Source organism: Streptomyces sp. NBC_01352, from assembly GCF_036237295.1.
Lineage (GTDB): Bacteria > Actinomycetota > Actinomycetes > Streptomycetales > Streptomycetaceae > Streptomyces > Streptomyces plumbiresistens.
Map to the genome: position 1 here is coordinate 11056546 of NZ_CP108354.1, position 20500 is coordinate 11077045.

Genomic DNA, 20500 nt, shown 5'->3' on the forward strand with positions numbered 1-20500 from the left:
TTCACGCACCACGGCAGAGGGCGCGGGATGCCCCGAGCACTCTCAGGGCATCCCCCCGTCGACCCGCAACGTCGCCCCCGTCGTGTACGAGGCGGCGTCCGACATCAGGTACAGGGCGGCGCCGACGACCTCGCGGGGGTCGCCGATGCGCTGTAGCGCGTGGTCGCGGACGCCGGCCGCGAGCGCCTCGGGGTCGTCCTGCCAGTGGCGGGTGGCCCAGGTGGCGAACGGCCCGCACATCAGGGTGTTGACGCGGACCGTCGGCCCGAACGCGTGCGCCAGGCCCTCCGTCATCGCGTTGAGTCCCGCCTTCGCCGCCGCGTACGGCACGATCGGGGCGCGCGGGCGCAGTGAGCCGGTGGAGCTGACATTGACGATGGCTCCGCCGCCCGCCGCGGCCATCCGCTGCCCGGCGAGCACGGAGAGGCGGAACGGACCCTTGAGGTTCAGGGCGACGACGGCGTCGAACATCTTTTCCGTCGCCTCGCCCAAGTCCTCGTACACCGGCGACATTCCGGCGTTGTTGACCAGCACGTCCAGGCGGCCGAAGCGCTCGTGCACCGCGTCCACGAGCCCCGGCAGCTGGTCCCAGCGGCCCATGTGGACCGCGTACGGCAGGGCGGCGCGGCCCGTCTCCTTCTCGATCTCACCTGCCGTGGTCACGCACGCCTCATATGTCCGCGAGGCGATCACGACGTCCGCGCCGCAGCGGGCCGCCCCGAACGCCATCTCCCGTCCCAGCCCGCGGCTGCCGCCGGTGACCAGGACCACGCGGCCGCTGAGGTCGAACAGGCTGTCTGCGTATCCACCGCGTCCCGCGTGTGCCCTGTGTCCCATGTGCGTCGCGCCCCCGATGACAGGTCCGGCAAGTGCATGCGAAATTAGCATTCTCGTATTCCAGAATGGAACTCTTGCGCAGGAGGTAGAGCGTTGACTGCGACCGATCCCCACCCGCCGTCGCTCGCCGAACGGGCCGTAAGCCGCCGGATGGCAGGTGCCGAACAGAGCGCCCGCGCCGAGGTGGACGCCCTGCTCGACGCTGGGCTGAAGCTGATGACCGAGGGTGCGCCACGTGCGCCTCGCGTCGCCGACATCGTGGCCGCCGCGGGGCTCTCCAACGATGCCTTCTACCGCGCGTTCTCCGGCCGGGACGCCCTGGTGGAGGCGATCGTCGAGCGCGGCGCGCGCGAACTCGCCGGACAGGTCAGGCGCCGGATGGAACGGGCCACGGGTGACAGCGCCGAGGACCGGCTGCGTGCCGGCATCGCCGCCGTCGTACGGCAGGCCGCCGACCCGCGACTCGCGGCGGGCGTACGGGCGGTCCTCGCTGCCGCCGTCACCCCGGTGCCGCACGCGGGCCACGCCATTGTGGTCCTGGTGGACGGCCTGGGTTCGCTCTTCGCCGGCCCGGCGCGAGAGTTGGGGGCCGCTGACTCGGTCCGCGCCGGGCGGACGATCGCCGGCGCGGCCGTCGCCGCGCTGCAGCACTGGCTGTTGTCCGGCCACGCACCGGACGAGGCGGATGTCGAGCAGCTGAAGCGCTTCCTGGTGGCAGGGGCCCGCTCCTGATCGAGGGGATCGGCAGGCTGCTCCGCAGTGGCATCAAGAATCCTGTTCCTAGACGCGAGAATATCGTTCTGCTAGCGTCCGAACGACGTTCTGTCGCCCTGAAGGGGACCGCCATATGTGGGACTTCAGCACCGACGCCGCGTTCCAGGCCCGCCTCGACTGGGCCGACACCTTCGTACGGGATGAGGTCGAGCCGCTCGACGTCCTCTTCCCGGGCAACGCGGAACCGTACGACCGCACCAGCCCCGTCTACCTCGACGCCGTCCGCCCGCTCCAGCGTCAGGTGCGCGAACAGGGTCTGTGGGCCGCCCACCTGTCGCCCGAACTCGGCGGCATGGGCATGGGGCAGGTCCAGCTGGCGCTCCTGAACGAGATTCTGGGCCGTTCCTCCTGGGCCCCGATGGTCTTCGGCACCCAGGCCCCCGACTCCGGCAACGCCGAGATCCTCGCCCACTACGGCACCGAGGAACAGCGCAAGGAATTCCTCGAACCGCTCCTCGACGGACGGATCGTGTCCACCTTCGCCATGACCGAACCGACCGGCGGCGCCGACCCCGGCGGCTTCACCTGCCGGGCGGTGCGCAACGGCGACGAGTGGGTGATCGACGGTGAGAAGTGGTTCGCCTCCAACTATCCGCACGCTGCCTTCGTCATCGCCATGGTCATCACCGACCCGGACGTGCCGGTCCACCAGGGCTCCTCGATGTTCGTCATCCCGGCGGGTACCCCAGGCATGGAGATGGTCCGCGGCACCGGACTCGCGGGCGAACCGCTCGGGGAAGGTGTGCACGCGTACCTGCGCTTCACCGGCTGCCGCGTGCCCGCCGAGAACCTCCTGGGCGAGCCGGGCAGCGGGTTCGCCATCGCCCAGACCCGCCTCGGCGGCGGACGCCTGCACCATGCGATGCGCTCCGTCGGACAGTGCCGGCGCGCGCTCGACATGATGGGGGAGCGGATAGCCGGCCGCCGCACCCGCGGCCGCCCGCTCGCCGATCAGCAGGCGGTGCGGCACGCGTTCGCGGACAGCTGGATCCAGCTGGAGCAGTTCCGCCTCCAAGTCCTGCACGCCGCCTGGCAAGCGGACCGGGCCGCCCGCAGCGGCTCGCCCGAGGACGCCCGTACGGCACGCCTGCACATCTCCGCCGTCAAGGTGGCCACCCCGAAGACGCTCGTCGACATCACCTACCAGGCCATGCACCTGCACGGGGCGCTCGGCGTCTCCAACGAACTGCCGCTGGCCCGGATGTGGCAGGCAGGACCGGTGCTCGGTGTCGCGGACGGCCCGACCGAGGCGCACAAGGACGTCGTCGCCCGCCTGCTGCTCAAGGACCTGGAACCGCCCGAGGACCGGCTCTTCGGTTCCGCGCACCTGCCCGCCCGACTGGCCGCCGCCCGTGAGAAGTACGCGGATCTGCTTCAGCCCGAGGAAGCGAGCGCCCGATGACCGACACCCTCGCACGCCTCAACACCTGGCCGGGCCTCGCGGACCTGCCCGGCGACGGTCCGGTGATCGAGCTGTCGCCGCTCGCCGGCGGAGCGCAGAACATCCTCTCCCTCGTCCGCCGCGCCGACGGCAGCGAACTCGTCCTCCGCCTGCCGGGCCGCCACCTCGAGGACCGCGCCGCCGACGCCTTCCGCCGCGAGAGCGGCGCGCTCGCGGCGCTCGCGGACACGGACGTCCCGCACCCCCGCCAGTACGCGTTCAGTCTCGACCAGGACTCACCGCTCGGCGGCCCCTTCTCCATCCTGGAGAAGATCGACGGGTTCACCCCGCAGGGCCGGTTCCCCGGCCGTTATGCCGAGGACGCCGACTGGCGCCGCCGCGCCGCGTTCGCCCTGGTCGACGGGGCGGCGAAGCTCGCCTCGGTCGACCCGTACGCGGTGGGCGCGGACCAGCTCGGCCGCCCCGACGGGTGGGTGGAGCGCCAGCCGGCCCGGTACCTGCGGATGCTGCACGGCTACCGCCGCAGCGCCGCCTACCGGGAGACCGAGTCCCCGCACGTCGACGCGGTGGCCGAGTGGCTCACGGGGCACACCCCGAAGCAGGGCCGGACCGCCATCGTGCACGGCGATCTGCAGTTCGCCAACGTGATGCTGTCGCACGACGCCCCGAGCCTGGCGGCGATCGTCGACTGGGAGATGGCCTCCCTCGGCGACCCGCTGCTCGACCTCGCCTGGATCCTCACCGCCTGGCGGGAGGAAGGCGATCCCCCCGGCGCCGAGCCCTACCTCACCCCCTGGGACGGCATGCCGTCGCGCGCCGAACTCCTCGCGTATTACGCCGAGTCCACCGGCCGCGACACCTCCGCCTTCCGCTGGTTCGAGGTGCTCGCCTGCTTCCGGCTCGCCGCTCTCCTCGAAGGCAGCTGGTACGCCGCCGTGGAGGGCCGACGCGACCGGGCGACCGGCGAGGCGATGCACTCGTACGCCGAGTGGCTCTGGGCCAAAGCGCGGCTCGAGATGGCACGGGACTGAGGGAGGGGCGAAGTGCGCATCGTGAAGGGGCAGATCGCGGTGGTCACCGGCGGGGCCAGCGGCATCGGCTACGGCCTCGCCGAGGAACTGGCGGCGCGCGGGGTGCGGCTGGTGATCGCCGACATCCGCGAGGAGGGACTGGCCGCGGCGTGCGAAGCGCTGCGCGCGGCCGGAGCGGAGGTCACCGCCGTCGTGACCGACGTGAGCGACGCGGCGGCGGTCGGACGGCTCGCCGACCGGTCGATGACCGCGTACGGGCGGGTGGACCTGGTGTGCAACAACGCCGGAGTCGTCTGTCCGGGCGCACCGATGTGGCAGCAGGACGACCACACCTGGCAGCGAATGATCGGCGTCAAACTGCTCGGCGTCGTCAACGGGGTACGCGCCTTCGCGCCTTTGCTGATCGAGCAGGGGGCCGGGCACTTCCTCAACACCGCCTCCGCCGGCGGCCTCGCACCGCTGCCCGGTCGCACCCCGTACGCCGGCACCATGCACGCGGTCGTCGGCCTGACCGAGACGCTCGACGCGGAACTGAAACAGGTGGCACCGACGCTGGGCGCGACGGTCGTCTGCCCGGGTCTTGTGGACACCCCGCTCGGGCAGAACTCCGCATCTCTCGGCGCCATCCCGATGCCCAGCGGATCCGCCTCGATGCGCGACCTCGCCCCGGACGGCATCCTCAGCCCACGCGAGGTCGCAGCGGCGGCACTGCACGCGGTGGAGGCGGACCGAGTGCACACCGCGCCGGGCACCGGTGTCGCGGCTCGCGCACGGACACGCGTCGATGCCTTGCTGGCCGACATCGAGGCGGAGGCGAAGGCTTCGAGGATCGGGCCTTGAAGCGCACGAATCACGCGCCGCCGGCGGCGGGCGCCTCCGCCGACACGCCTCGGTCGTAGTCCGTGCGGGCGGCCTGAACCTCCTCGATATGCGCCTCGGCCCACGTCTTGATCGCTGCCATCACCGGCAGCGGGCCGCGGCCGAGCGCGGTGAGTTCGTAGTCCACCCGGACCGGCACGGACGCGGTCACCGTGCGGCTGAACGGGCCATCACGCTCCAAGGCGCGCAGAGTCTGGATGAGCATTTTCTGGCTGACCCCGGCGGTGATCCGGTGCAGGTCGCGGTAGCGCAGCGGCCCGTCGGCCAGTGCGTTCAGGACCAGGCTCACCCACTTGTCGATGGTCCGGTCGGGCAGTTGACGGGCCGGGCACGTGGCGAGGTAGGCGTCCTATGCGGCGAGTTCGTCGGCGCGGCAGGGCTGCGGTGCGGGTATTCGTTCCTTCGGCGGCCCGGAAGCCCTTGAGGTGGTGGACGTTCTGGTGCCCGAACCGGGGTCCGGTCAAGTCCGGATCCGGGTCGCCGCTGCGGCCGTCAACCCGGTGGACATCCAGACCCGCTCCGCCGGGCTCACCGCGGGTGGCCTGCTCACGGAGCGGGAGATCACCGGCCTGGGCTGGGACATCGCCGGCACGGTCGACGCGCTGGGGCCGGACGTCGTCGGCTTCCGGCCGGGCGACCCGGTGATCGGGTTGTCCGACCGGCTGGCTCTGTCGCTCAAAGCGCAGACCGCATACGTGGTGCTCGACGTGGAGGCGGTCGCCGCGGTGCCGGCGGGCACTGACCTGGTCGCCGCCGCGACCCTGCCGCTGGGCGGTCTCACCTCCGCACAGGGACTCGTCATCGCCGCGATCGAGCCAGGCCACACGCTGCTGGTGCTCTGCGTCGCGGGTGCCCTTCTAGCCGTCGTCGGCGTGCGGCGCAATCCCGTTGCGGCCGTCACTGAGCGGGAGTTGAGCAGCCCCCGCCGAGGTCGCGACGACTTCGGCAGGCCCGCCGGTCAAGGCGAGTGCGGAAGGCGCAACAGCGCGTCCTGTGCGTAGGACGCCACGAGGGAGCCGTCCGCAGTGAAGACGTCGCCTCGCCCGTGGCAGCGGCCATGGGCGAGGAGCGGCGCGTGCTGGCGAAGCAGCAGCCAGTCGTCGACGCGGACGGGGCGGTGGAACCACACGGTGTGCGAGGTGACGGCCGAGGTGAACGCCTTGCCGGCGTCCTGCTGGCCGATGCCGTTGACCGCGCGCAGTGCGGTGCCGATCAGGGTCAGGTCGGTGACGTACGCGAGCAGCGCCGGGCCGAGATCCGCCTCCACATGGGGGGTGCGCATCCACAGGTCCAGCTCGGCAGGCGCCACGCCCGGGGAGTCGAGGTCGGCGCTCGCACGGGTCTCCCAGGGCAACAGCTCGAACTCCACGCGATGTTCCGGCCCGAGGACCACCGGCACGGGTGCCGTGAACTGGTGCTCCATGCCGGGCTCCACCCGGTGCAGGGACACGGCCGCGGTGGCGATGACGCCCGCGCTCTGGCGCGCGGTGAGGGACCACGTGGCGAAGGTGTTGCCCTCCTGGACGCGGGCCGCCTCGTAGTGGACGGGCTCGTCGCTCCGGCCTGCGCGCGGAAAGAGCACGTGCAGGGACTTCACGGCCTTGTCCGGACCGAGCCGCTGGGCGGCCCGCACGAACTGGGCCAGGAGCTGGCCGCCGAACAGGCGGTGATACGCAAGCTGCTGGTTGGTGCCTTCGAAGGCCGGTCCGTCGGCGTGCGGCAGAGGGCGCAGGTTGAGGCAGGCGAGAAGGTCGCTCCACAGGTCCGACATGCGGCGAGTGTAGGGGAGTTACACGAATATGAGAATGGCATTCTCGGTGCTGGGTGGACGTGGTGCTTCAGGTCCTCGCTCCGAAGCCGCCGGAGCAGAACGCCCACACTTCGTCGGCGGTGAGCGGCCGGGGCGCGGGGCCGTCCGGATTGACGCCGATGGCCGACTGCGACAGGAACATGGTCGTCTGCATCAGCATCGCCGCCGCGCGCCGGGGTCGCATGCCGGAACGCAGTCCGCCGGCCGCGTCGACCCCTTCCATCAGTTCGGCCAGGATTCCCAGCACCGGAGCGTGCGCGAGCCGTACCTCGTCGGGGTGCGTGAGCAGTAGCTGCGGTGCGAACTCGCTGAACAGGGGGTGCAGGTCACCGGGGCCCGGGCGGCACATGGTGAACAGCAGCCGGGTGGCCGCCTCCAGGCGCGCCACGGGCGCTTCGGCGGCTCCGGGCCGCGAAGTGGCTGCGCGCAATGCGTCACCGGTCCGGCTCAGAGCGTCCTCGAAAAGGGCGAGCAGCAGTTCGTGCTTGCCGTCGAAGTGCTGGTAGAAGCTGCGCAGCGACTGGCCCGAGCGGTCGACCACCTCCTGCACCGTGAGGTCCGTGGTGCCCTTGTCGGCCATGAGCGCCTGAGCCGCGTCCAGGAAACGCTGTACCCGCTGCTCGGCGCGCTGTTTGGTCGCCCGGGTGGAGCGCTCGACCGCGCGCTGTTTCCACGTCGGTTCGGTGTCCGCCGGGCCCGTGTCGAGGGAGATCTCCGGTTTCATGAGGGGAGGTTACCCCGCTCTGCAGAGGTGAGACTATTACTTTCCTAACGAGAGAACGTTATTATCACCCCCGGTCGGAGCGGCCCGCTGGGCTCGGTCGTTCACGGACATCCGGACCAGGAGGCGACGATGCTCTTCGAGTTCGACAATGACCAGCGGTTGTGGCAGAAGTCCGTCCGCGAGGTCCTCGCCAAGGAGTGCACGCCGACGCTGGTGCGCGCTGTCGTCGACGCGGACGGTGACCCGGAGCCGCTGTGGCGCACGTACGCGGACCTCGGCTGGACCGAACTCGTGGATCCGGCGCAGATGGTGGAACTCGCCATCGTGCTGGAGGAGTTGGGCCGCGTGACCGACCCGACGCCCTATCTCGCCACGCTCACCCAGTTCGCCCCCCTCGTTCCCGTAGGCCTGATCGCTCCCCGGGAGCCGGGCACCGCGGTCGTCGAGGGCGTGCGGGCCCGGCGTGAGGGCCGGGTCTGGATCCTCGACGGCCGCGCCCGCCATGTCCTGGACGGCGACCGGGCGTACTGGTTCGCCGTGGTCACCGATGAAGGAGTCTTCCTCGTGCCCGCCGGCGAGGTGCGGGCCGTACGGACACCGGCACTGGATCCGGTCCTGCACCTCGCGGAAGTGATTTTCTCGCAGGTGCGCGTCACCCAGGACGCCCGGGTCGGTGCCGCGCCCCCACCGCACGCCCACGATGTGGGCCTCACTGCCATGGCCGTCACCATGGTCGGCGCGTGCCGCCGCGTGCTCGACCTGGTGCTCGAACACGCCTGTACACGGCGCCAGTTCGGTGCACCCATCGGCTCCTTCCAGGCGGTACAGCACAAAGCCGCCGACATGCATGTGGCGATCGAGAGAGCCCACGCGCTCGCCTACCACGCCGCACTGACCATCGCAGCCGACGACCCGGACCGGCCGCTCGCGGCGGCCATGGCGAAGGCGGCGGCGGGGGAGTGTCAGGCGCTCGTCTTCCGGCACGGCATCCAGCTGTTCGGCGCGATGGGCTTCACCTGGGAGAACGACTTGCAGTTCGCGCTCAAGCGGGCCAAGGCGGGGGAGCTGATGCTTGGCGGTGCGGCGGCGCACCGGGCCCGTATCGCCGAACTGATCACCTCGAATCATCGCGACGCGGGGGGCGTAGGCGCATCATGCAGCTGACCTTCGACGCCGAAGTGGAGGCGTTCCGAACCGAGTTCACGGCCTTCCTCGACACGCATCTGCCCGCCGAGGCCGAAACGGCCGAGCGCTCGCACTCCACCGCGCACGTCCCCGTATGGGCCCGGCGCTGGCAGCGGCTGCTCTTCGACGAGGGCTGGCTGCTGCCCGGGAATCCGCCGGAGTTCGGCGGCCGGAACGCGACGCTTCTGCAGAGTTACGTGCACCTGGAGGAGCTCTCCCGGCGCCGCATCTATCACAGCTTCAACCCTCAGGGCCTCGGCATCATCGCCGCCTCCCTGCTCACCTTCGGCACCGACGAGCAGAAGCGGCGCTGGGCCGTGCCGATCCTGCGCGCGGAGATGACCGCGGCCCTCGGAATGAGCGAACCGGGCGCCGGCAGTGATCTCGCCTCCCTGAGCAGCCGCGCCGAACTCGCCGCAGACGGGGGCCAGTTCGTCGTGAACGGGCAGAAAGTGTGGACATCCGGCGCCCACGACGCCGACGTGCTGCTCACCTTCGTCCGCACCGACCCCGACGCGCCCAAGCACAAGGGCATCAGCTGCCTTGTCATCCCCACCGACACCCCCGGCGTGACCCGACGCCCCTTCGGCTCCCTCACCGCCCCCGACGACCTCGACTTCAACGAGGTCTACTTCGACGACGTCCGCGTCCCGGCACAGAACCTGGTCGGCCCGTTGAACGAGGGCTGGCGCGTCGCGGGCGGCTCGCTCGGGCATGAACGCACCCTGCTGTGGCTCAGCTTCAGCGACCGCATGGACGAACTCCTGCGCGACTTCCGCCCGCTCACCGACCTCGACAAGGACTGGTACGCCACCCTCGCGATGGACGCCCAGGCGCTGCGGCTGCTCGGCCTGCGGGCCCTGGCGCGCGCCGCCCGCGGCGAACAGGACGTACCGGCCCTGTCCGTACTGAAGCTGCTCGGCTCTGAGGCGGTGCAGAAGGCCGCCGAACGCGCCCTCGAAGCGTCAGGACCGGACGGTCTCGCGCACCCCGCCACCACCGCCCCGTACGCGTATATGCACTGGGAGGACTTCGCCGGCAGCTGGTTCCAGCGCTACGCCCGCACCTTCGCCGGCACCATCGCCGGCGGCACCTCCGAGATCCAGCGCACCATCGTCGCCGAGCGCGTGCTCGGCCTGCCCCGAGGCTGAGGAGCCGATACGTGAACATCCTGTACGAGGTGAAGGACCGCATCGCGACCCTCACGCTCAACCGCCCCGAGGTGGCCAACGCGCAGAACGCCGAACTGCTCGACGAACTCGACGCCGCCTGGACGCGGGCCGCCGAGGACGACGAGGTGGCGGTGATCGTCGTGCGCGCCGAGGGCAAGCACTTCTCCGCCGGGCACGACCTCAACGACCGCTGGCCCTCGCCCGACGAGATCACCCTGGAGTGGATCTACAGCGCCGAGAGCCGCCGCTATCTCGACTACACGCTGCGCTGGCGCAATGTGCCCAAGCCCTCCGTCGCCGCGGTGCAGGGCCGCTGCATCGCGGGCGGTCTGATGCTCTGCTGGCCCTGCGACCTGATCGTGGCGGCCGAGGACGCGCTGTTCTCGGACCCGGTGGTGACCATGGGGATCGGTGGCGTCGAGTACCACGGCCATACCTGGGAGCTGGGCCCGCGCAAGGCCAAGGAGATCCTGTTCACCGGGCGTCCGCTGACCGCCGAGGAGGCGGAGCGGATCGGCATGGTGAACAAGGTGGTGCCGCGCGGTCAACTGGACGCGGAGGCACGGGAGCTGGCCGAGCGGATCGCCGCGATGCCGTCGTTCGGGCTGCGGCAGGCCAAGCGGGCGGTGAACCAGACGCTCGACGTGCAGGGCTTCCACGCCGCCGTCCAGTCCGTTTTCGACATCCACCAGACCGGGCACGGAAACGCACTGAGCGTCACCGGATACCCGATTCTCGCTCGGCTCGAGGAAATGAAGCAGAAGCTGCGCTGAGAACCGGACCGGTCCCCGTACGCCCGCGAAGGAGCCCCGCCCGTGCCCCGCATCGAACCCCTGCCCGTCCGTTCCTGGCCCCCCGAGATGCGCGCCGCCCTCGCCTCCCTGACCCCGCCGAACCCACGCCACCCCGCGCCCGTGTCCGAGGGACGCCCCAAGGCCCTGAACGTGCTCGGCACCTACGCGCACCACCCCGAACTCGCCCACGCCTTCCTCACGTTCAACGGCCACATCATGCGCGCCACCACGCTCACCCCGCGCCAGCGCGAGCTCCTTGTCCTGCGTGTATCGGCACTGCGTGACTGCGCCTACGAGTGGTCCCAGCACGTCGTCCAGGCCAAAGACGTGGGCCTGACCGCGGAGGAGGTGCACCGCATCGGCCTCGGCCCCGACGAACCCGGCTGGGATCCGCAGGACGCCGCCCTGCTGCGCGCGGCCGACGAACTCGTCGTGGACGGTGCGATCGGAGAGAAGACCTGGGGCGAACTCGGTTCGACCCTCGGCACGCAGCAGCTGATCGATCTCATCTTCACCGTCGGCGCGTACGAGACGATCGCCTACCTCATGCGGTCCTTCGCCCTGGATCTGGACGACGACCTGCCCACCACAGCCATCCCGCACGCCCCCCGCAGCCCGGAGGAACCGTGACCGTCGCCTTCATCCCCATCGCCCCGGAGGTCGGCGCGCAGACCACCGGCCTGTCCGGCACCCGTCTCCTCGAACCCGACGCGGTGGCCGCGCTGCGTACCGCCCTGGCCGAACGCGGCGTGGTCATCTGTCGCGGAGCCGATCTGAGCGACGCCGAATTGTCCGCGCTGGGGCGGCAGTTGGGCGAGGCCGTCGTCCCGCCGATGGGCGGCGACGCAGCCCATCCGGAGATCGACACCATCACCCTCGATCCGGCCAAGAGTCAACTGGCCGAGGTGCGCCGCGGCACCTTCTTCTGGCACATCGACGGCACCCGCGACGAGACCCCGCAGAAGGCCACCGTCCTGCTCGCCCGGCAGGTCGCCGAGGAGGGCGGCGACACCGAGTTCGCCAACACCTACGCCGCCTGGCGGACCCTGTCCGAGGACGAGCGCAAGCAGCTGGCGGACCTGCGGGTGGTGCACAGCTTCACCGCCGCTCAGCTCCTGGTGAACCCCGATCCCTCGGCGAAGGAGCGGGCTGCCTGGAACCGGACCCCCAGCCGCGAGCACCCCCTGGTGTGGACGCACCGCGACGGCCGCACGTCGCTCCTGATCGGCGCCACGGCCGAGCGGATCGTCGGCATGACGGAGAAGGGCAGCCGTGAACTCCTCGACCGCCTGCTGGACTTCGCGACGCAGGAGCGCTTTACCCTGCACCACAGCTGGCGCCCCGGCGACCTCGTGCTGTGGGACAACACCGGCATGCTGCACCGGGCCTTGCCGTACGAGCCGACCTCGCTGCGACTGCTGCGGCGCATCACCTTCGCGGGCGAGGAGCCGGTGACCGCATGAGTGGATACGAGGAGCGCCTGGCGCGGCTCGAGCGCCAGGCCCGCCACCTGAACGACCGGCAGGAGATCCTGGACTGCGTCTCCCGGCACGCCCGCGGACACGACCGGTTCGACGCCGACCTGCTCACGGCCGCCTACCACCAGGACGGTGTGGAGGAGCACGGCGCGACGGTCAACTCCGGGCTCGCATACGCACAGTGGGCCAACATGATCCACGCCAGGTCGGCCGAGCTGCACACCCACAACATCACCACGCATCTCTGCGAGATCGACGAGGACGGTGACACCGCGCACTGCGAGAGCTATGTGCTCGTCGGACTCCTCTCGCACGACGGCAGGACCGCGCAGCTGATGAGCGGCCGCTACCTCGACCGCCTGGAGCGCCGCGACGGCACCTGGCGCATCGCCGTACGCCGCTGCACCGTCGACCTCGCGCTGTCCGCCGACGCGTCCGTCCTGCGTACGCCCTTCTTCAAGGAACAAGGCTTCGTCAAAGGCACCCGCGACCGCGACGACCTGTCCTACCGCAGGCCGCTGACCGCCGAGGACGACTCGGGACAGACACCGGTGACACGGTGGTGAGGGGGGCACGGTCATGCGGATCGGTCTTACCGGAGGCGCCGCCACCATCGACGGCATCGTGCGCCAGGCCGAGGAAGCGGAACGCGACGGCTTCCACGCACTCTGGTACGCCAGCGCCGTGGCGGGCGACCCGCTGGCCGCCATGGCGGTCGCGGGACGCGCCACCACCGCCATCGAGCTCGGCACGGCGGTCGTCCAGACCTACCCGTGCCACCCGGTTCTGCAGGCGAGCCGCGCGGCCTCCGTCCCGTACGCCATGGGCAGGCCGGGCTTCACGCTCGGCATCGGACCGTCGCACCGGCCATATGTGGAGGGGGCGCTGGGTCTGTCGTACGAGGCAGTGGGCGCCGCCACCGAGGAGTATCTGCGCATCCTCACGGCGCTGTTGCGCGGAGAGCAGGCCGACCTCACCGGCGAGCACTGGTCCGCGCACGCCTCCGCGCCGGCGGGGCTCCCTCCCGGAGGCGTGCCGGTCCTGCTCGCGGCGCTCGGACCGCGGCTGCTGCGCGTGGCGGGGGAGTACGCGGAGGGGGTGGTGCTGTGGATGGCGACGGCCGAGGCCATCGACGCCCACATCGCGCCCCGCCTGTACAAAGCCGCGGCGTCCGCGGGCCGCCCTGCCCCGCGCATCGTCGCCGGGCTACCGGTTGCCGTGCACCACGAACCCGACGAGGCGAGTACCGCGGCGGCGGCCACGGCGGTGGCGTACGACGGTCTCCCGAACTACCGCCGGATCCTGGAGATCGGCGGCAAGACGTCACCGGCCGAGGCGGCGGTGATCGGAGACGAGGATTCCGTACGAGGTCAGTTGGCCGCCCTGGCCGACGCGGGCGCGACCGATCTGTGGGCACACATCGTGGCCGTCGGCCCCGACCGCGACAGCCGCCGCGTCTCGGCCCACCGCACCCGCCGCCTGCTCGCGGAGCTGGCCGCGCGCGGCTGACAGGCCGACGCGCTGCACGGAACAGGCCAGAGCAGGCCAGGCCAGGTCAGGTCGGGGAGCTCACGTCAGCAGCGGCACGATCTGCGGCAGATCCGCCGTGGTCCGAATGCCCGCCGGCGCCTCGCACAGCCACGGCACCGCGTTGACCGCGCGGTTGGCGGTGTACGAGGGATAGACGGCGGCCGCGTCCTCGGCGGCCACCGGAAAGCGGATGGTCACGTCGAGCGGGGCGTCGCCGTCGACCGTCAGGCGCCAGCCCGTGTCCCGCAGGTCCCAGGACCGGTCGAGGTCGGTGGTGCAGTACCAGGTCGCCCGGAACCGGAGGACGGGCTTTCCGCGGTTCAGCCAGGCGACCGTGATCCGCTGCGCCGCGACCGTGCCCGCCTCCAGAATCCCGGCGGCGATTGAGGTGCGCTCCCGTACGTACGCGAACTCGCCCTGGACCTCGGCCCTTTCGACAGGAAGTCCGAGGGTGTCGGCCACCAGACGCAATGACGGTCCGAAGCTCGCGCGCAACGACGCGAGCCGCTGCTCGTCGAACGTCCCCTCACGGCCGCCGAACCCCATGACCTCGAAGAGCAGCCCGGGGGAGTCGCGCCGCGACAGGTCGGCGAACTCCTCGATCAGCAGCCCGTCAAGGCGCCGTTGCAGCGACGCGAGGACGAACGGCAGCGCCTCGGTGACGAAGCCGGGGCTGCTGCCGGTGCTGTGGATGCTGGCGCCGCCCTCGTCGCAGGCCGCCTCGACACCGCGCCGCAAGCGCGGGTCCATCGCTTCCGGGTAGTGGAAGTCGGTGCGCGTGGCGACGACGTTGATCCCTGCTGCGAGCAGCGTGCACACGGCGTCCGGGTCCAGCTCGCGCGGTGTGTACAGCACACAGTCCGGCTTCAGCGCGAGTACGTCGTCCAGATCGGTGGTGGCGCGTACGCCGAGCGGCGCGAGACCGCACAACGTCCCGGCGTCGCGGCCGGACTTGGCGACGCTGTGCACCAGGACCCCGACGACGTCGAGGCGGGGGTGCTCAACCGCCGCGCGCAGGGTGCGGCTCCCGATGTTCCCCGTCGCCCACTGCACCACGCGGTACGCGGCCGTGCTCTTCGGTTCGCTCATGATGAGAACGTTACTCTCAATGAGGGAGAACGGTAATGCTGCAGGCGTCCCGGGCGCTTCGAGGCCGATGCGCATCCTTCTGAACTCAGGTCAGGTTCTCGTGTGCGAGTAGTTGCCTTGCCCAATTCGAGAATGTAGTTTCCGTCGCGGCTGACCCCTCGTACTATCCGGCCGTGCTCCATCGGACACCGGCGTCCGATCCCCCGAGGAGGACCCCTTGAGAAGGTTGCTCATAGGCGTGGTCACCGTGCTCGCGGTGCTGCTCGCCGGCTGTTCCACCCGCTCGGGCTCGACCGGCAGTGAACCCGAGGAGACCCCCGACGCCACCCAGAACGCACCGTCGGTCCAAGGCGCCGACTTCGGCACCCTGAAGGACGTGTGCGGCAAGGGCGATGCCAAGCCCGGCACCGCCCAGGGCGTGACCGACAAGGAGATCAAGGTCGGCGTCTTCACCGACATGGGCTTCAACAAGAACTCCGAAATGCCCGACACAGCCAAGGCGTTCACCTCCTGGTGCAACGAGCTCGGTGGCATCAACGGCCGCAAGCTCGTGCCCGTCGTCCGCGACGCGAAGCTCATGGAAGTCCGCCAGCGCATGCAGCAGGCCTGCAAGGAGGACTTCGCCCTGGTCGGCGGCAGCGCCGCCCTCGACGGCATGGCCGTCAAGGACCGCCTCGGCTGTCTGCTCCCCGCCTTCCCCGCCCAGTCGTCCCTCGCCCCCAGCATCGGCTCCGACCTGCAGGTGATGTCCGCCGGACCGTACTCGGCGCACTTCCAGTACGGCGGGTTCTACAACTGGCTCCTGAAGGAGAAGTTCCCCTCCTCGGCCCAGGATGTCGGCATCATCTCCGGCGACAGCCCGGTGACCAAGGTGATCGCGGCGCAGTTCGAGGAGTCCATCGCCACGCTCGGCGGCAAGGTCTCCTACTCCGACCTCTATCCGACCGCCGGAGTCGCCGACTGGACCCCGTACGCCCAGGCCATCAAGAACAAGAAGGTCAAAGGCCTGGTCTTCCTGGGGCAGTTCGACCAGCTTGCCAAGTTGGAGCAGGCGCTGACCAGCATCGGCTACGCCCCGGACTGGATCGACTCCAACAGCAACTCGTACAACCAGAACTTCATCGATCTGGCCGGCTCGGCACTCGAAACCCAGCACAACTACGCGGAGCTGTTCGCCACCCACCCGCTGGAGACAGGCTCCGACAGCGAGGCCATCAAGCAGGTCAAGGCACTCTTCGAGAAGTACGCGCCGGGCAAGCCCGTCACCTATCCCGCGCTGCGGTCCTTCTCCGCCTGGCTGCTCTTCGCCACCGCGGCCCGCGACTGCGCGGAGCTCACCCGCAAGTGCGTCTACGAGAACGCGCTGAAGCAGACCGAGTGGACCGCCGGAGGCATCCAGGCACCGTTCGACGTGAGCAAGCAGGACGTTCCGTCCAAGTGCTACACGATCGTCGAGACCACGCCCGAGGGCTGGAAGCCCGCCGACTTCAAGCCCGACAACGGCCCGTATCGCTGTGACGCACCAGTCGTGAAGTACAAGGGCAAGTACGCCGCACCGGCGCGGCTCGCCGATGTCGGCAAGTCGATGGACGACCTGAAGTGACCGGCCGACGGCGCCACTTGACCTGGCTCGTGCATCCGTACTGGCCGCTGGTCATCCGCGTGGCGCCGCCGAGCAGGCGTCCCGCCCGCCGGTATCCGCGAGGAGGAGACCCCGTGACACCGACACCTGCACCGCCGGGTGCCCGGACTCGGACGGGCGCGTGATGGAACAGTTCCTCACCTTCGGCGTGGTCGGCCTGACGACGGCCGCGATCTACGCGGTCGTCGGCAGCGGCCTGGTCCTCACCTACACCACCGCCGGAGTCTTCAACTTCGCACACGGCGCGTCCGGCATGCTCTCCGCGTTCGCCTACTGGCAGCTGGCGTTCGGCTGGGGCTGGCCGGTACCCGTCGCCTTGGCCTTCGTCCTGCTCGTCCTCGCGCCGGCCTTCGGCCTGTTCGTCGAGCGGGTCCTGATGCGACCGGTGCAGGCGCTGGGCGAGGCGGAGCGCCTGGTGATGACGGTCGCCCTGCTCACCGGGGCGATCGCACTGGCCCGCTGGGTCTGGGACCCCAACACCGCACGCCCGCTGCGCCCGTTCTTCGCGGACGAACCCGCCATCAAGCTGGGCCTCGCCGCGATCACCGGGCACCAGCTGCTCACCCTGGCCGTCGCCGCACTGGTCGCCGTCGGGCTGTGGCTGCTCCTCAACCGCACCCGCGCCGGTACCGAGATGCGCGCCTGCGTCGACGACCGCGCGCTCGCCTCTCTCGCCGGCGCCTCCCCGCAGCGCGCAAGCCGCCTTGCCTGGATCCTCAGCACCCAACTCGCCGCCCTCGGCGGCATCCTGATCGCCCCGACCGTCGCCCTCGACGCCGCGCAGCTGTCGCTGCTCATCGTCAGCGCGTACACCGCCGCGGTCTTCGGCCGGCTGCGCAGCCTCCCGCTCACCTTCCTCGGGGCGCTCGTCGTCGGCTGCCTGGAGAGCTATCTGACGGGCTACCTGCCGCAGAACGACTACCTCCCCGGACTGCGGCTCGCCGCCCCCGCCCTGCTGCTCTTCCTCGCGCTGCTGCTGTTCCCGCACCGCCGGCTGCGCGGCCGCGACCGACGCCTGGTCCGTGTGCCACTGCCGACCGCGCGCGGCAGCGGCGTCTTCGCCGCGAGCGTCGTGCTGTTCGCGGTGTTCCTGGTGACCGTCCTAGACGAGGAGGGCCTCATCTCGTACGGGCCGATCTTCTCGCTCGGCATCGTCGCTCTCTCCTACGTACCGCTCGCCGGGTATGCGGGCCAGATCTCCCTTTGTCAGCTGAGCATCGCGGGGATCGGGGCCGTGGTCTGGGGACACCTGGGAGCACAGGGGCAGTTGTGGGCGCTGCCCGTCGCCGTCCTCGTCGCCGGCATCGTCGGCGCGCTGATCGCCATTCCGGCCCTGCGCCTGTCCGGCATCTACCTGGCCCTCGGCACCGCCGCCTTCGCCGTGATCCTCGACCGCTGGGTGTTCACCCTCCCGTCGTTCGAGATCCTCGGCGTCCGTATCGCGCTGTTCGACCAAGGGTCCGTGGAAGCGGCGGGGCCGAACCTGTTCGGGTGGCGCCTCGACTCCGACACCGAACTCCTGCTGCTCGCCGCCGTGTTCCTCGCGCTCGCCTCCCTCGCCGTGGCGTGGCTGCGGCGTGGCAGCTTCGGCCGGAGCCTGATCGCGCTGCGCGACAGCGAAGCCGCGTACGCGACCCTCGGCGGCCGCCCGCTCGCCTCGAAGGTCCTGGTGTTCGCGCTGTCCGCGGCGATCGCCGGTCTGGGCGGCGCGCTCTACGGGATGCAGCAACGCACCGTCACCGCCGAGCAGTTCAACCTCGTCGCCAACCTGCCGATCTTCCTCGTCGCGGTGATCGGCGGACTCGGCGCGGTCGGCACCGGACTGTTCACGGGCATCGCCTTCGTGGCGCCACCGCATCTGCTCGGGCACTTCGGGGACTGGGCGCACGACGTCTCCACCCTCATGATCGCCCTGGCCGGGATGGGCCTCGCCCACAGCCCGGGCGGCATCGCCCCGCGCTTCAGAGCCGAATGGACACCGCTCGCGCGCGACCGGCTGCTCCTGCCGGTCACCGGTGGCGTACTCGCCGTGCTCTGGGCCTTGTACGCGAGCGACCTGATCGGCGGCGCGTTGTTCCTGCTCACCGCCGTGGCTGTCGGCACCGCGCTGCGCATCCGCGCCACCGCGCGCCTCGAAGGCCTGCGGCCGGTGCCCGACCCTGTGGAGTGGTGGGGCCTGCGGCGACCGTGGCGGACCGAGGACCGGGAGGTGATCGCGCGTGGCCTTGCTGGAAGCAAGTGACGTGACCGTCGCGTTCGGCGGGAAGCGGGCGCTCGACGGCACCGGATTCGCCGCCGAGGCAGGCCGGATCACGGGGCTCATCGGGCCCAACGGTGCGGGAAAATCAACTCTGTTCGACGTCGTCTCCGGACTGCGCCGACCTCAGACAGGGCAGGTCCGCCTCGACGGCCGGGACATCACCCGGCGCACCCCGGCCCAGCGGGCCCGCAAAGGCATGGCCCGCACCTTCCAGCGCCTCGAACTCTTCGGCCGGCTCAGCGTCCGTGACAACCTTCGCGTCGCGGCCGAACTCGGCCCACGACGCCGCGAGGCGGACCGCATCGCAGACCAGATCCTGGAACGCATCGGCCTCACCGCGGACGCCGCCACCCTCTCCGACGCCCTGCCCACCGGGGCCGCCCGGCTCCTCGAAGTCGGCCGGGCCCTGGCTGGCCGGCCACGGGTGCTGCTCCTCGACGAACCGGCCGCGGGCCAGGACGCCGAGGAGACCCGGCGCTTCGCGTCACTGCTGCGGGACGTCGCGGGCGAGGGGCGCGCCGTGGTCCTCGTCGAGCACGACATGAGCCTCGTGATGAGCGTCTGCGACGAGATGTACGTACTCGACCTCGGCAAAGTCGTCGCCCACGGCACGCCCGAGGAAATACAGCAGGACCAGACGGTCCTGGCGGCCTACCTCGGGGAGGCGTGAGCACATGTCCCAGAACCCTGCGTTGCGCCCAGTGAAAGAAGGCACCCAGCCCCCGCTGCTCGAACTACGTGGCATCCAGGCGGCGTACGACCGCATCACCGTGCTGCACGGCGTGGACCTCACCGTTGCCGCAGGCCAGGTCGTGGCGCTGCTCGGCCCGAACGGCGCCGGCAAGACCACCACGCTCCACGTCGCCGCCGGGGCGCACCACCCCTCGGCGGGCACCCTGCACCTCGGCGGCCGCGACGCCACCGGGGCGCGCCCGCGCGACCTCGCCCGGGCCGGCGTCTGCCTCATCCCGGAGGGCCGGGGCATCTTCCCCAACCTCTCCGTACGCGACAACCTCCGCATGATGACCTTCAGCGGGCGCGGCCTGGTGGAGATCGAGGAGCTCGCCTACAGCCGTTTCCCGATCCTCGGCGAACGCGCCCGGCAAGCCGCGGGCACCCTGTCCGGCGGGCAGCAGCAGATGCTCGCGCTCGCCCGGGGCCTGGCCACCTACCCGGCCGTCCTGCTCCTCGACGAACTGTCCATGGGCCTTGCGCCGGTGGTGGTCGCCGAGTTGTACGAGCACGTGGCCGAGCTGGCCCGCCAGGGCGTGGCGGTGCTCGTCGTCGAGCAGTTCGCCACCGCCGTACTGAAGATCGCCGACCATGCGGCCGTCCTCGTACGCGGCCGCATCCAGTGGCAGGGCCACCCCGACAGCTCCCTGCACGCCGAACTGTCCTCCTACTACCTGGGGAGCGCGGCATGACGCCGACCACCGAGACCACGACAGAAGCGCACACCCTCACGCGCGCGGACCAGCCGCAAGTTCCCACCCGCGCCGACCGGTTCGCGCGCGACCTGGCCGCTCTGAAGATCCCCGACCCGGCCGCCGCACGCCACACCCTGTGGTTGCGGATCGGAGGGCTGCTGCTCTTGGCCGGCCTGGTCCTCGGCGCGCTGACCTACCCTCTCGCTCATGTGAGCGAGGATCCACTGGCCCAGCGCGATGCCCTGGCCATCGGCCTGACCGCAGTGGTGTGCGCGGTGGTGGGCGGGGTGCTGTACCTGCGCTACTCGCTCACCGGCTTCCTGCGCTTCTGGCTGGCGCGTCAGGCGTACGACCTCTCCGAACTGGGCGACCGGCTCACACCCGCCGCCCAGCCGGAGCCGGCCGCGACCGTCGTCCCGGCACCCGAAGCCGACGTGCCCAACGGCGCAGGCCCACGCTGAGAGTG

The 20500-nt window shown here is 71.0% G+C and carries 22 protein-coding genes; 17 read left to right on the forward strand and 5 right to left on the reverse strand.

The window, feature by feature from the left end:
* Nucleotides 1–42: 42 nt before the first annotated feature.
* Entirely contained in the window at nucleotides 43–837 is a 795-nt protein-coding gene (locus OG252_RS50930; protein ID WP_266447732.1) for an SDR family NAD(P)-dependent oxidoreductase, read from the reverse strand.
* A gap of 93 nt (nucleotides 838–930) precedes the next feature.
* Between OG252_RS50930 and OG252_RS50935 the strand changes: the two genes are divergently transcribed.
* From OG252_RS50935 to OG252_RS50950, 4 genes are all read left to right on the forward strand, one after another.
* Nucleotides 931–1569, forward strand: a complete 639-nt coding sequence (locus OG252_RS50935; protein ID WP_329344949.1) for a TetR/AcrR family transcriptional regulator — start codon at nucleotides 931–933, stop codon at nucleotides 1567–1569.
* Nucleotides 1570–1684: 115 nt separating this feature from the next.
* A complete protein-coding gene (locus OG252_RS50940) occupies nucleotides 1685–3013 on the forward strand; it encodes an acyl-CoA dehydrogenase family protein (RefSeq protein WP_329344950.1) in 1329 nt (442 codons plus the stop codon).
* Nucleotides 3010–4044, forward strand: a complete 1035-nt coding sequence (locus OG252_RS50945) for a phosphotransferase family protein (protein ID WP_266447740.1) — start codon at nucleotides 3010–3012, stop codon at nucleotides 4042–4044. Before OG252_RS50940 ends, OG252_RS50945 begins: the two co-directional genes overlap by 4 nt.
* Nucleotides 4045–4056: 12 nt before the next feature.
* Entirely contained in the window at nucleotides 4057–4884 is an 828-nt protein-coding gene (locus OG252_RS50950; protein ID WP_329344951.1) for an SDR family NAD(P)-dependent oxidoreductase, read from the forward strand.
* A 10-nt stretch (nucleotides 4885–4894) separates the two neighbouring features.
* On the opposite strand, the gene OG252_RS50955 is transcribed toward OG252_RS50950, so the two are convergent.
* The gene (locus OG252_RS50955) at nucleotides 4895–5212 is read right to left on the reverse strand and encodes a winged helix-turn-helix transcriptional regulator (protein WP_443068473.1); all 318 of its coding nucleotides are present in this window, start codon (nucleotides 5210–5212) and stop codon (nucleotides 4895–4897) included.
* A 151-nt stretch (nucleotides 5213–5363) separates the two neighbouring features.
* Here OG252_RS50955 and OG252_RS50960 point away from each other — a divergent pair, with 151 nt between their 5' ends.
* Nucleotides 5364–5924, forward strand: a complete 561-nt coding sequence (locus OG252_RS50960) for an alcohol dehydrogenase catalytic domain-containing protein (protein WP_329344952.1) — start codon at nucleotides 5364–5366, stop codon at nucleotides 5922–5924.
* Here OG252_RS50960 and OG252_RS50965 read toward each other — a convergent pair.
* The gene (locus OG252_RS50965) at nucleotides 5882–6694 is read right to left on the reverse strand and encodes an acyl-CoA thioesterase (protein WP_266447746.1); all 813 of its coding nucleotides are present in this window, start codon (nucleotides 6692–6694) and stop codon (nucleotides 5882–5884) included. The genes OG252_RS50960 and OG252_RS50965 overlap by 43 nt on opposite strands.
* Nucleotides 6695–6761: 67 nt before the next feature.
* The gene (locus tag OG252_RS50970; protein WP_266447749.1) at nucleotides 6762–7457 is read right to left on the reverse strand and encodes a TetR/AcrR family transcriptional regulator; all 696 of its coding nucleotides are present in this window, start codon (nucleotides 7455–7457) and stop codon (nucleotides 6762–6764) included.
* Between the two features lie 129 nt (nucleotides 7458–7586).
* On the opposite strand from OG252_RS50970, the gene OG252_RS50975 reads away from it, so the two are divergent.
* Genes OG252_RS50975 through OG252_RS51005 form a run of 7 tightly spaced genes read left to right on the forward strand, consistent with a single transcriptional unit; the run spans nucleotide 7587 to nucleotide 13595 of the window.
* Nucleotides 7587–8621 (forward strand): acyl-CoA dehydrogenase family protein, encoded by a 1035-nt coding sequence (locus tag OG252_RS50975; RefSeq protein WP_329344953.1) that lies wholly within the window; start codon nucleotides 7587–7589, stop codon nucleotides 8619–8621.
* Nucleotides 8612–9793, forward strand: a complete 1182-nt coding sequence (locus OG252_RS50980) for an acyl-CoA dehydrogenase family protein (RefSeq protein WP_266447755.1) — start codon at nucleotides 8612–8614, stop codon at nucleotides 9791–9793. Before OG252_RS50975 ends, OG252_RS50980 begins: the two co-directional genes overlap by 10 nt.
* Nucleotides 9794–9804: 11 nt before the next feature.
* Nucleotides 9805–10587 (forward strand): enoyl-CoA hydratase, encoded by a 783-nt coding sequence (locus OG252_RS50985; protein WP_329344954.1) that lies wholly within the window; start codon nucleotides 9805–9807, stop codon nucleotides 10585–10587.
* Nucleotides 10588–10629: 42 nt separating this feature from the next.
* On the forward strand, nucleotides 10630–11238 hold the full coding sequence (locus OG252_RS50990) for a carboxymuconolactone decarboxylase family protein (RefSeq protein WP_266447761.1): 609 nt from the start codon (nucleotides 10630–10632) through the stop codon (nucleotides 11236–11238).
* Nucleotides 11235–12071 carry a TauD/TfdA dioxygenase family protein gene (locus tag OG252_RS50995; protein WP_329344955.1) on the forward strand — a complete coding sequence of 279 codons (837 nt, stop codon included), beginning with the start codon at nucleotides 11235–11237 and terminating at the stop codon, nucleotides 12069–12071. Before OG252_RS50990 ends, OG252_RS50995 begins: the two co-directional genes overlap by 4 nt.
* Nucleotides 12068–12652: a nuclear transport factor 2 family protein gene (locus tag OG252_RS51000; RefSeq protein WP_329344956.1), complete on the forward strand. Its 585-nt coding sequence runs from the start codon at nucleotides 12068–12070 to the stop codon at nucleotides 12650–12652. Before OG252_RS50995 ends, OG252_RS51000 begins: the two co-directional genes overlap by 4 nt.
* Nucleotides 12653–12665: 13 nt before the next feature.
* Nucleotides 12666–13595, forward strand: coding sequence for a TIGR03564 family F420-dependent LLM class oxidoreductase (locus tag OG252_RS51005; RefSeq protein WP_329344957.1), 930 nt, complete (start codon nucleotides 12666–12668; stop codon nucleotides 13593–13595).
* Between the two features lie 60 nt (nucleotides 13596–13655).
* Here the strand turns inward: OG252_RS51005 and OG252_RS51010 are convergent, their stop codons facing one another.
* A complete protein-coding gene (locus OG252_RS51010; protein WP_329344958.1) occupies nucleotides 13656–14705 on the reverse strand; it encodes an NAD(P)H-dependent amine dehydrogenase family protein in 1050 nt (349 codons plus the stop codon).
* 217 nt (nucleotides 14706–14922) lie between these two features.
* Here OG252_RS51010 and OG252_RS51015 point away from each other — a divergent pair, with 217 nt between their 5' ends.
* The 5 genes from OG252_RS51015 (at nucleotide 14923) to OG252_RS51035 (ending at nucleotide 20495) form a co-directional block, all read left to right on the forward strand.
* Nucleotides 14923–16308 (forward strand): ABC transporter substrate-binding protein, encoded by a 1386-nt coding sequence (locus OG252_RS51015; protein WP_266447774.1) that lies wholly within the window; start codon nucleotides 14923–14925, stop codon nucleotides 16306–16308.
* A 163-nt stretch (nucleotides 16309–16471) separates the two neighbouring features.
* Entirely contained in the window at nucleotides 16472–18589 is a 2118-nt protein-coding gene (locus OG252_RS51020) for a branched-chain amino acid ABC transporter permease (protein WP_329344959.1), read from the forward strand.
* Complete coding sequence (locus tag OG252_RS51025) at nucleotides 18567–19277, forward strand: ABC transporter ATP-binding protein (RefSeq protein WP_266447777.1); 711 nt, start codon at nucleotides 18567–18569, stop codon at nucleotides 19275–19277. Before OG252_RS51020 ends, OG252_RS51025 begins: the two co-directional genes overlap by 23 nt.
* Before the next feature lie 4 nt (nucleotides 19278–19281).
* Complete coding sequence (locus tag OG252_RS51030) at nucleotides 19282–20031, forward strand: ABC transporter ATP-binding protein (RefSeq protein ID WP_329344960.1); 750 nt, start codon at nucleotides 19282–19284, stop codon at nucleotides 20029–20031.
* Nucleotides 20028–20495 (forward strand): hypothetical protein, encoded by a 468-nt coding sequence (locus tag OG252_RS51035; protein ID WP_266447783.1) that lies wholly within the window; start codon nucleotides 20028–20030, stop codon nucleotides 20493–20495. The genes OG252_RS51030 and OG252_RS51035 overlap by 4 nt, the downstream gene beginning before the upstream one ends.
* Nucleotides 20496–20500: the final 5 nt, after the last annotated feature.

What these genes read in the sequence shown, in the direction of transcription:
- OG252_RS51020 (WP_329344959.1), top strand. Translation starts at nt 16,472, where the DNA reads ATGGAACAGTTCCTCACCTTCGGCGTGGTCGGCCTGACGACGGCCGCG.
- OG252_RS50965 (WP_266447746.1), bottom strand. Translation starts at nt 6,694, where the DNA reads ATGTCGGACCTGTGGAGCGACCTTCTCGCCTGCCTCAACCTGCGCCCT.
- OG252_RS50930 (WP_266447732.1), bottom strand. Translation starts at nt 837, where the DNA reads ATGGGACACAGGGCACACGCGGGACGCGGTGGATACGCAGACAGCCTG.
- OG252_RS51035 (WP_266447783.1), top strand. Translation starts at nt 20,028, where the DNA reads ATGACGCCGACCACCGAGACCACGACAGAAGCGCACACCCTCACGCGC.
- OG252_RS50975 (WP_329344953.1), top strand. Translation starts at nt 7,587, where the DNA reads ATGCTCTTCGAGTTCGACAATGACCAGCGGTTGTGGCAGAAGTCCGTC.
- OG252_RS51000 (WP_329344956.1), top strand. Translation starts at nt 12,068, where the DNA reads ATGAGTGGATACGAGGAGCGCCTGGCGCGGCTCGAGCGCCAGGCCCGC.
- OG252_RS50940 (WP_329344950.1), top strand. Translation starts at nt 1,685, where the DNA reads ATGTGGGACTTCAGCACCGACGCCGCGTTCCAGGCCCGCCTCGACTGG.
- OG252_RS50970 (WP_266447749.1), bottom strand. Translation starts at nt 7,457, where the DNA reads ATGAAACCGGAGATCTCCCTCGACACGGGCCCGGCGGACACCGAACCG.
- OG252_RS50945 (WP_266447740.1), top strand. Translation starts at nt 3,010, where the DNA reads ATGACCGACACCCTCGCACGCCTCAACACCTGGCCGGGCCTCGCGGAC.
- OG252_RS51010 (WP_329344958.1), bottom strand. Translation starts at nt 14,705, where the DNA reads ATGAGCGAACCGAAGAGCACGGCCGCGTACCGCGTGGTGCAGTGGGCG.
- OG252_RS50980 (WP_266447755.1), top strand. Translation starts at nt 8,612, where the DNA reads ATGCAGCTGACCTTCGACGCCGAAGTGGAGGCGTTCCGAACCGAGTTC.
- OG252_RS51005 (WP_329344957.1), top strand. Translation starts at nt 12,666, where the DNA reads ATGCGGATCGGTCTTACCGGAGGCGCCGCCACCATCGACGGCATCGTG.
- OG252_RS51030 (WP_329344960.1), top strand. Translation starts at nt 19,282, where the DNA reads ATGTCCCAGAACCCTGCGTTGCGCCCAGTGAAAGAAGGCACCCAGCCC.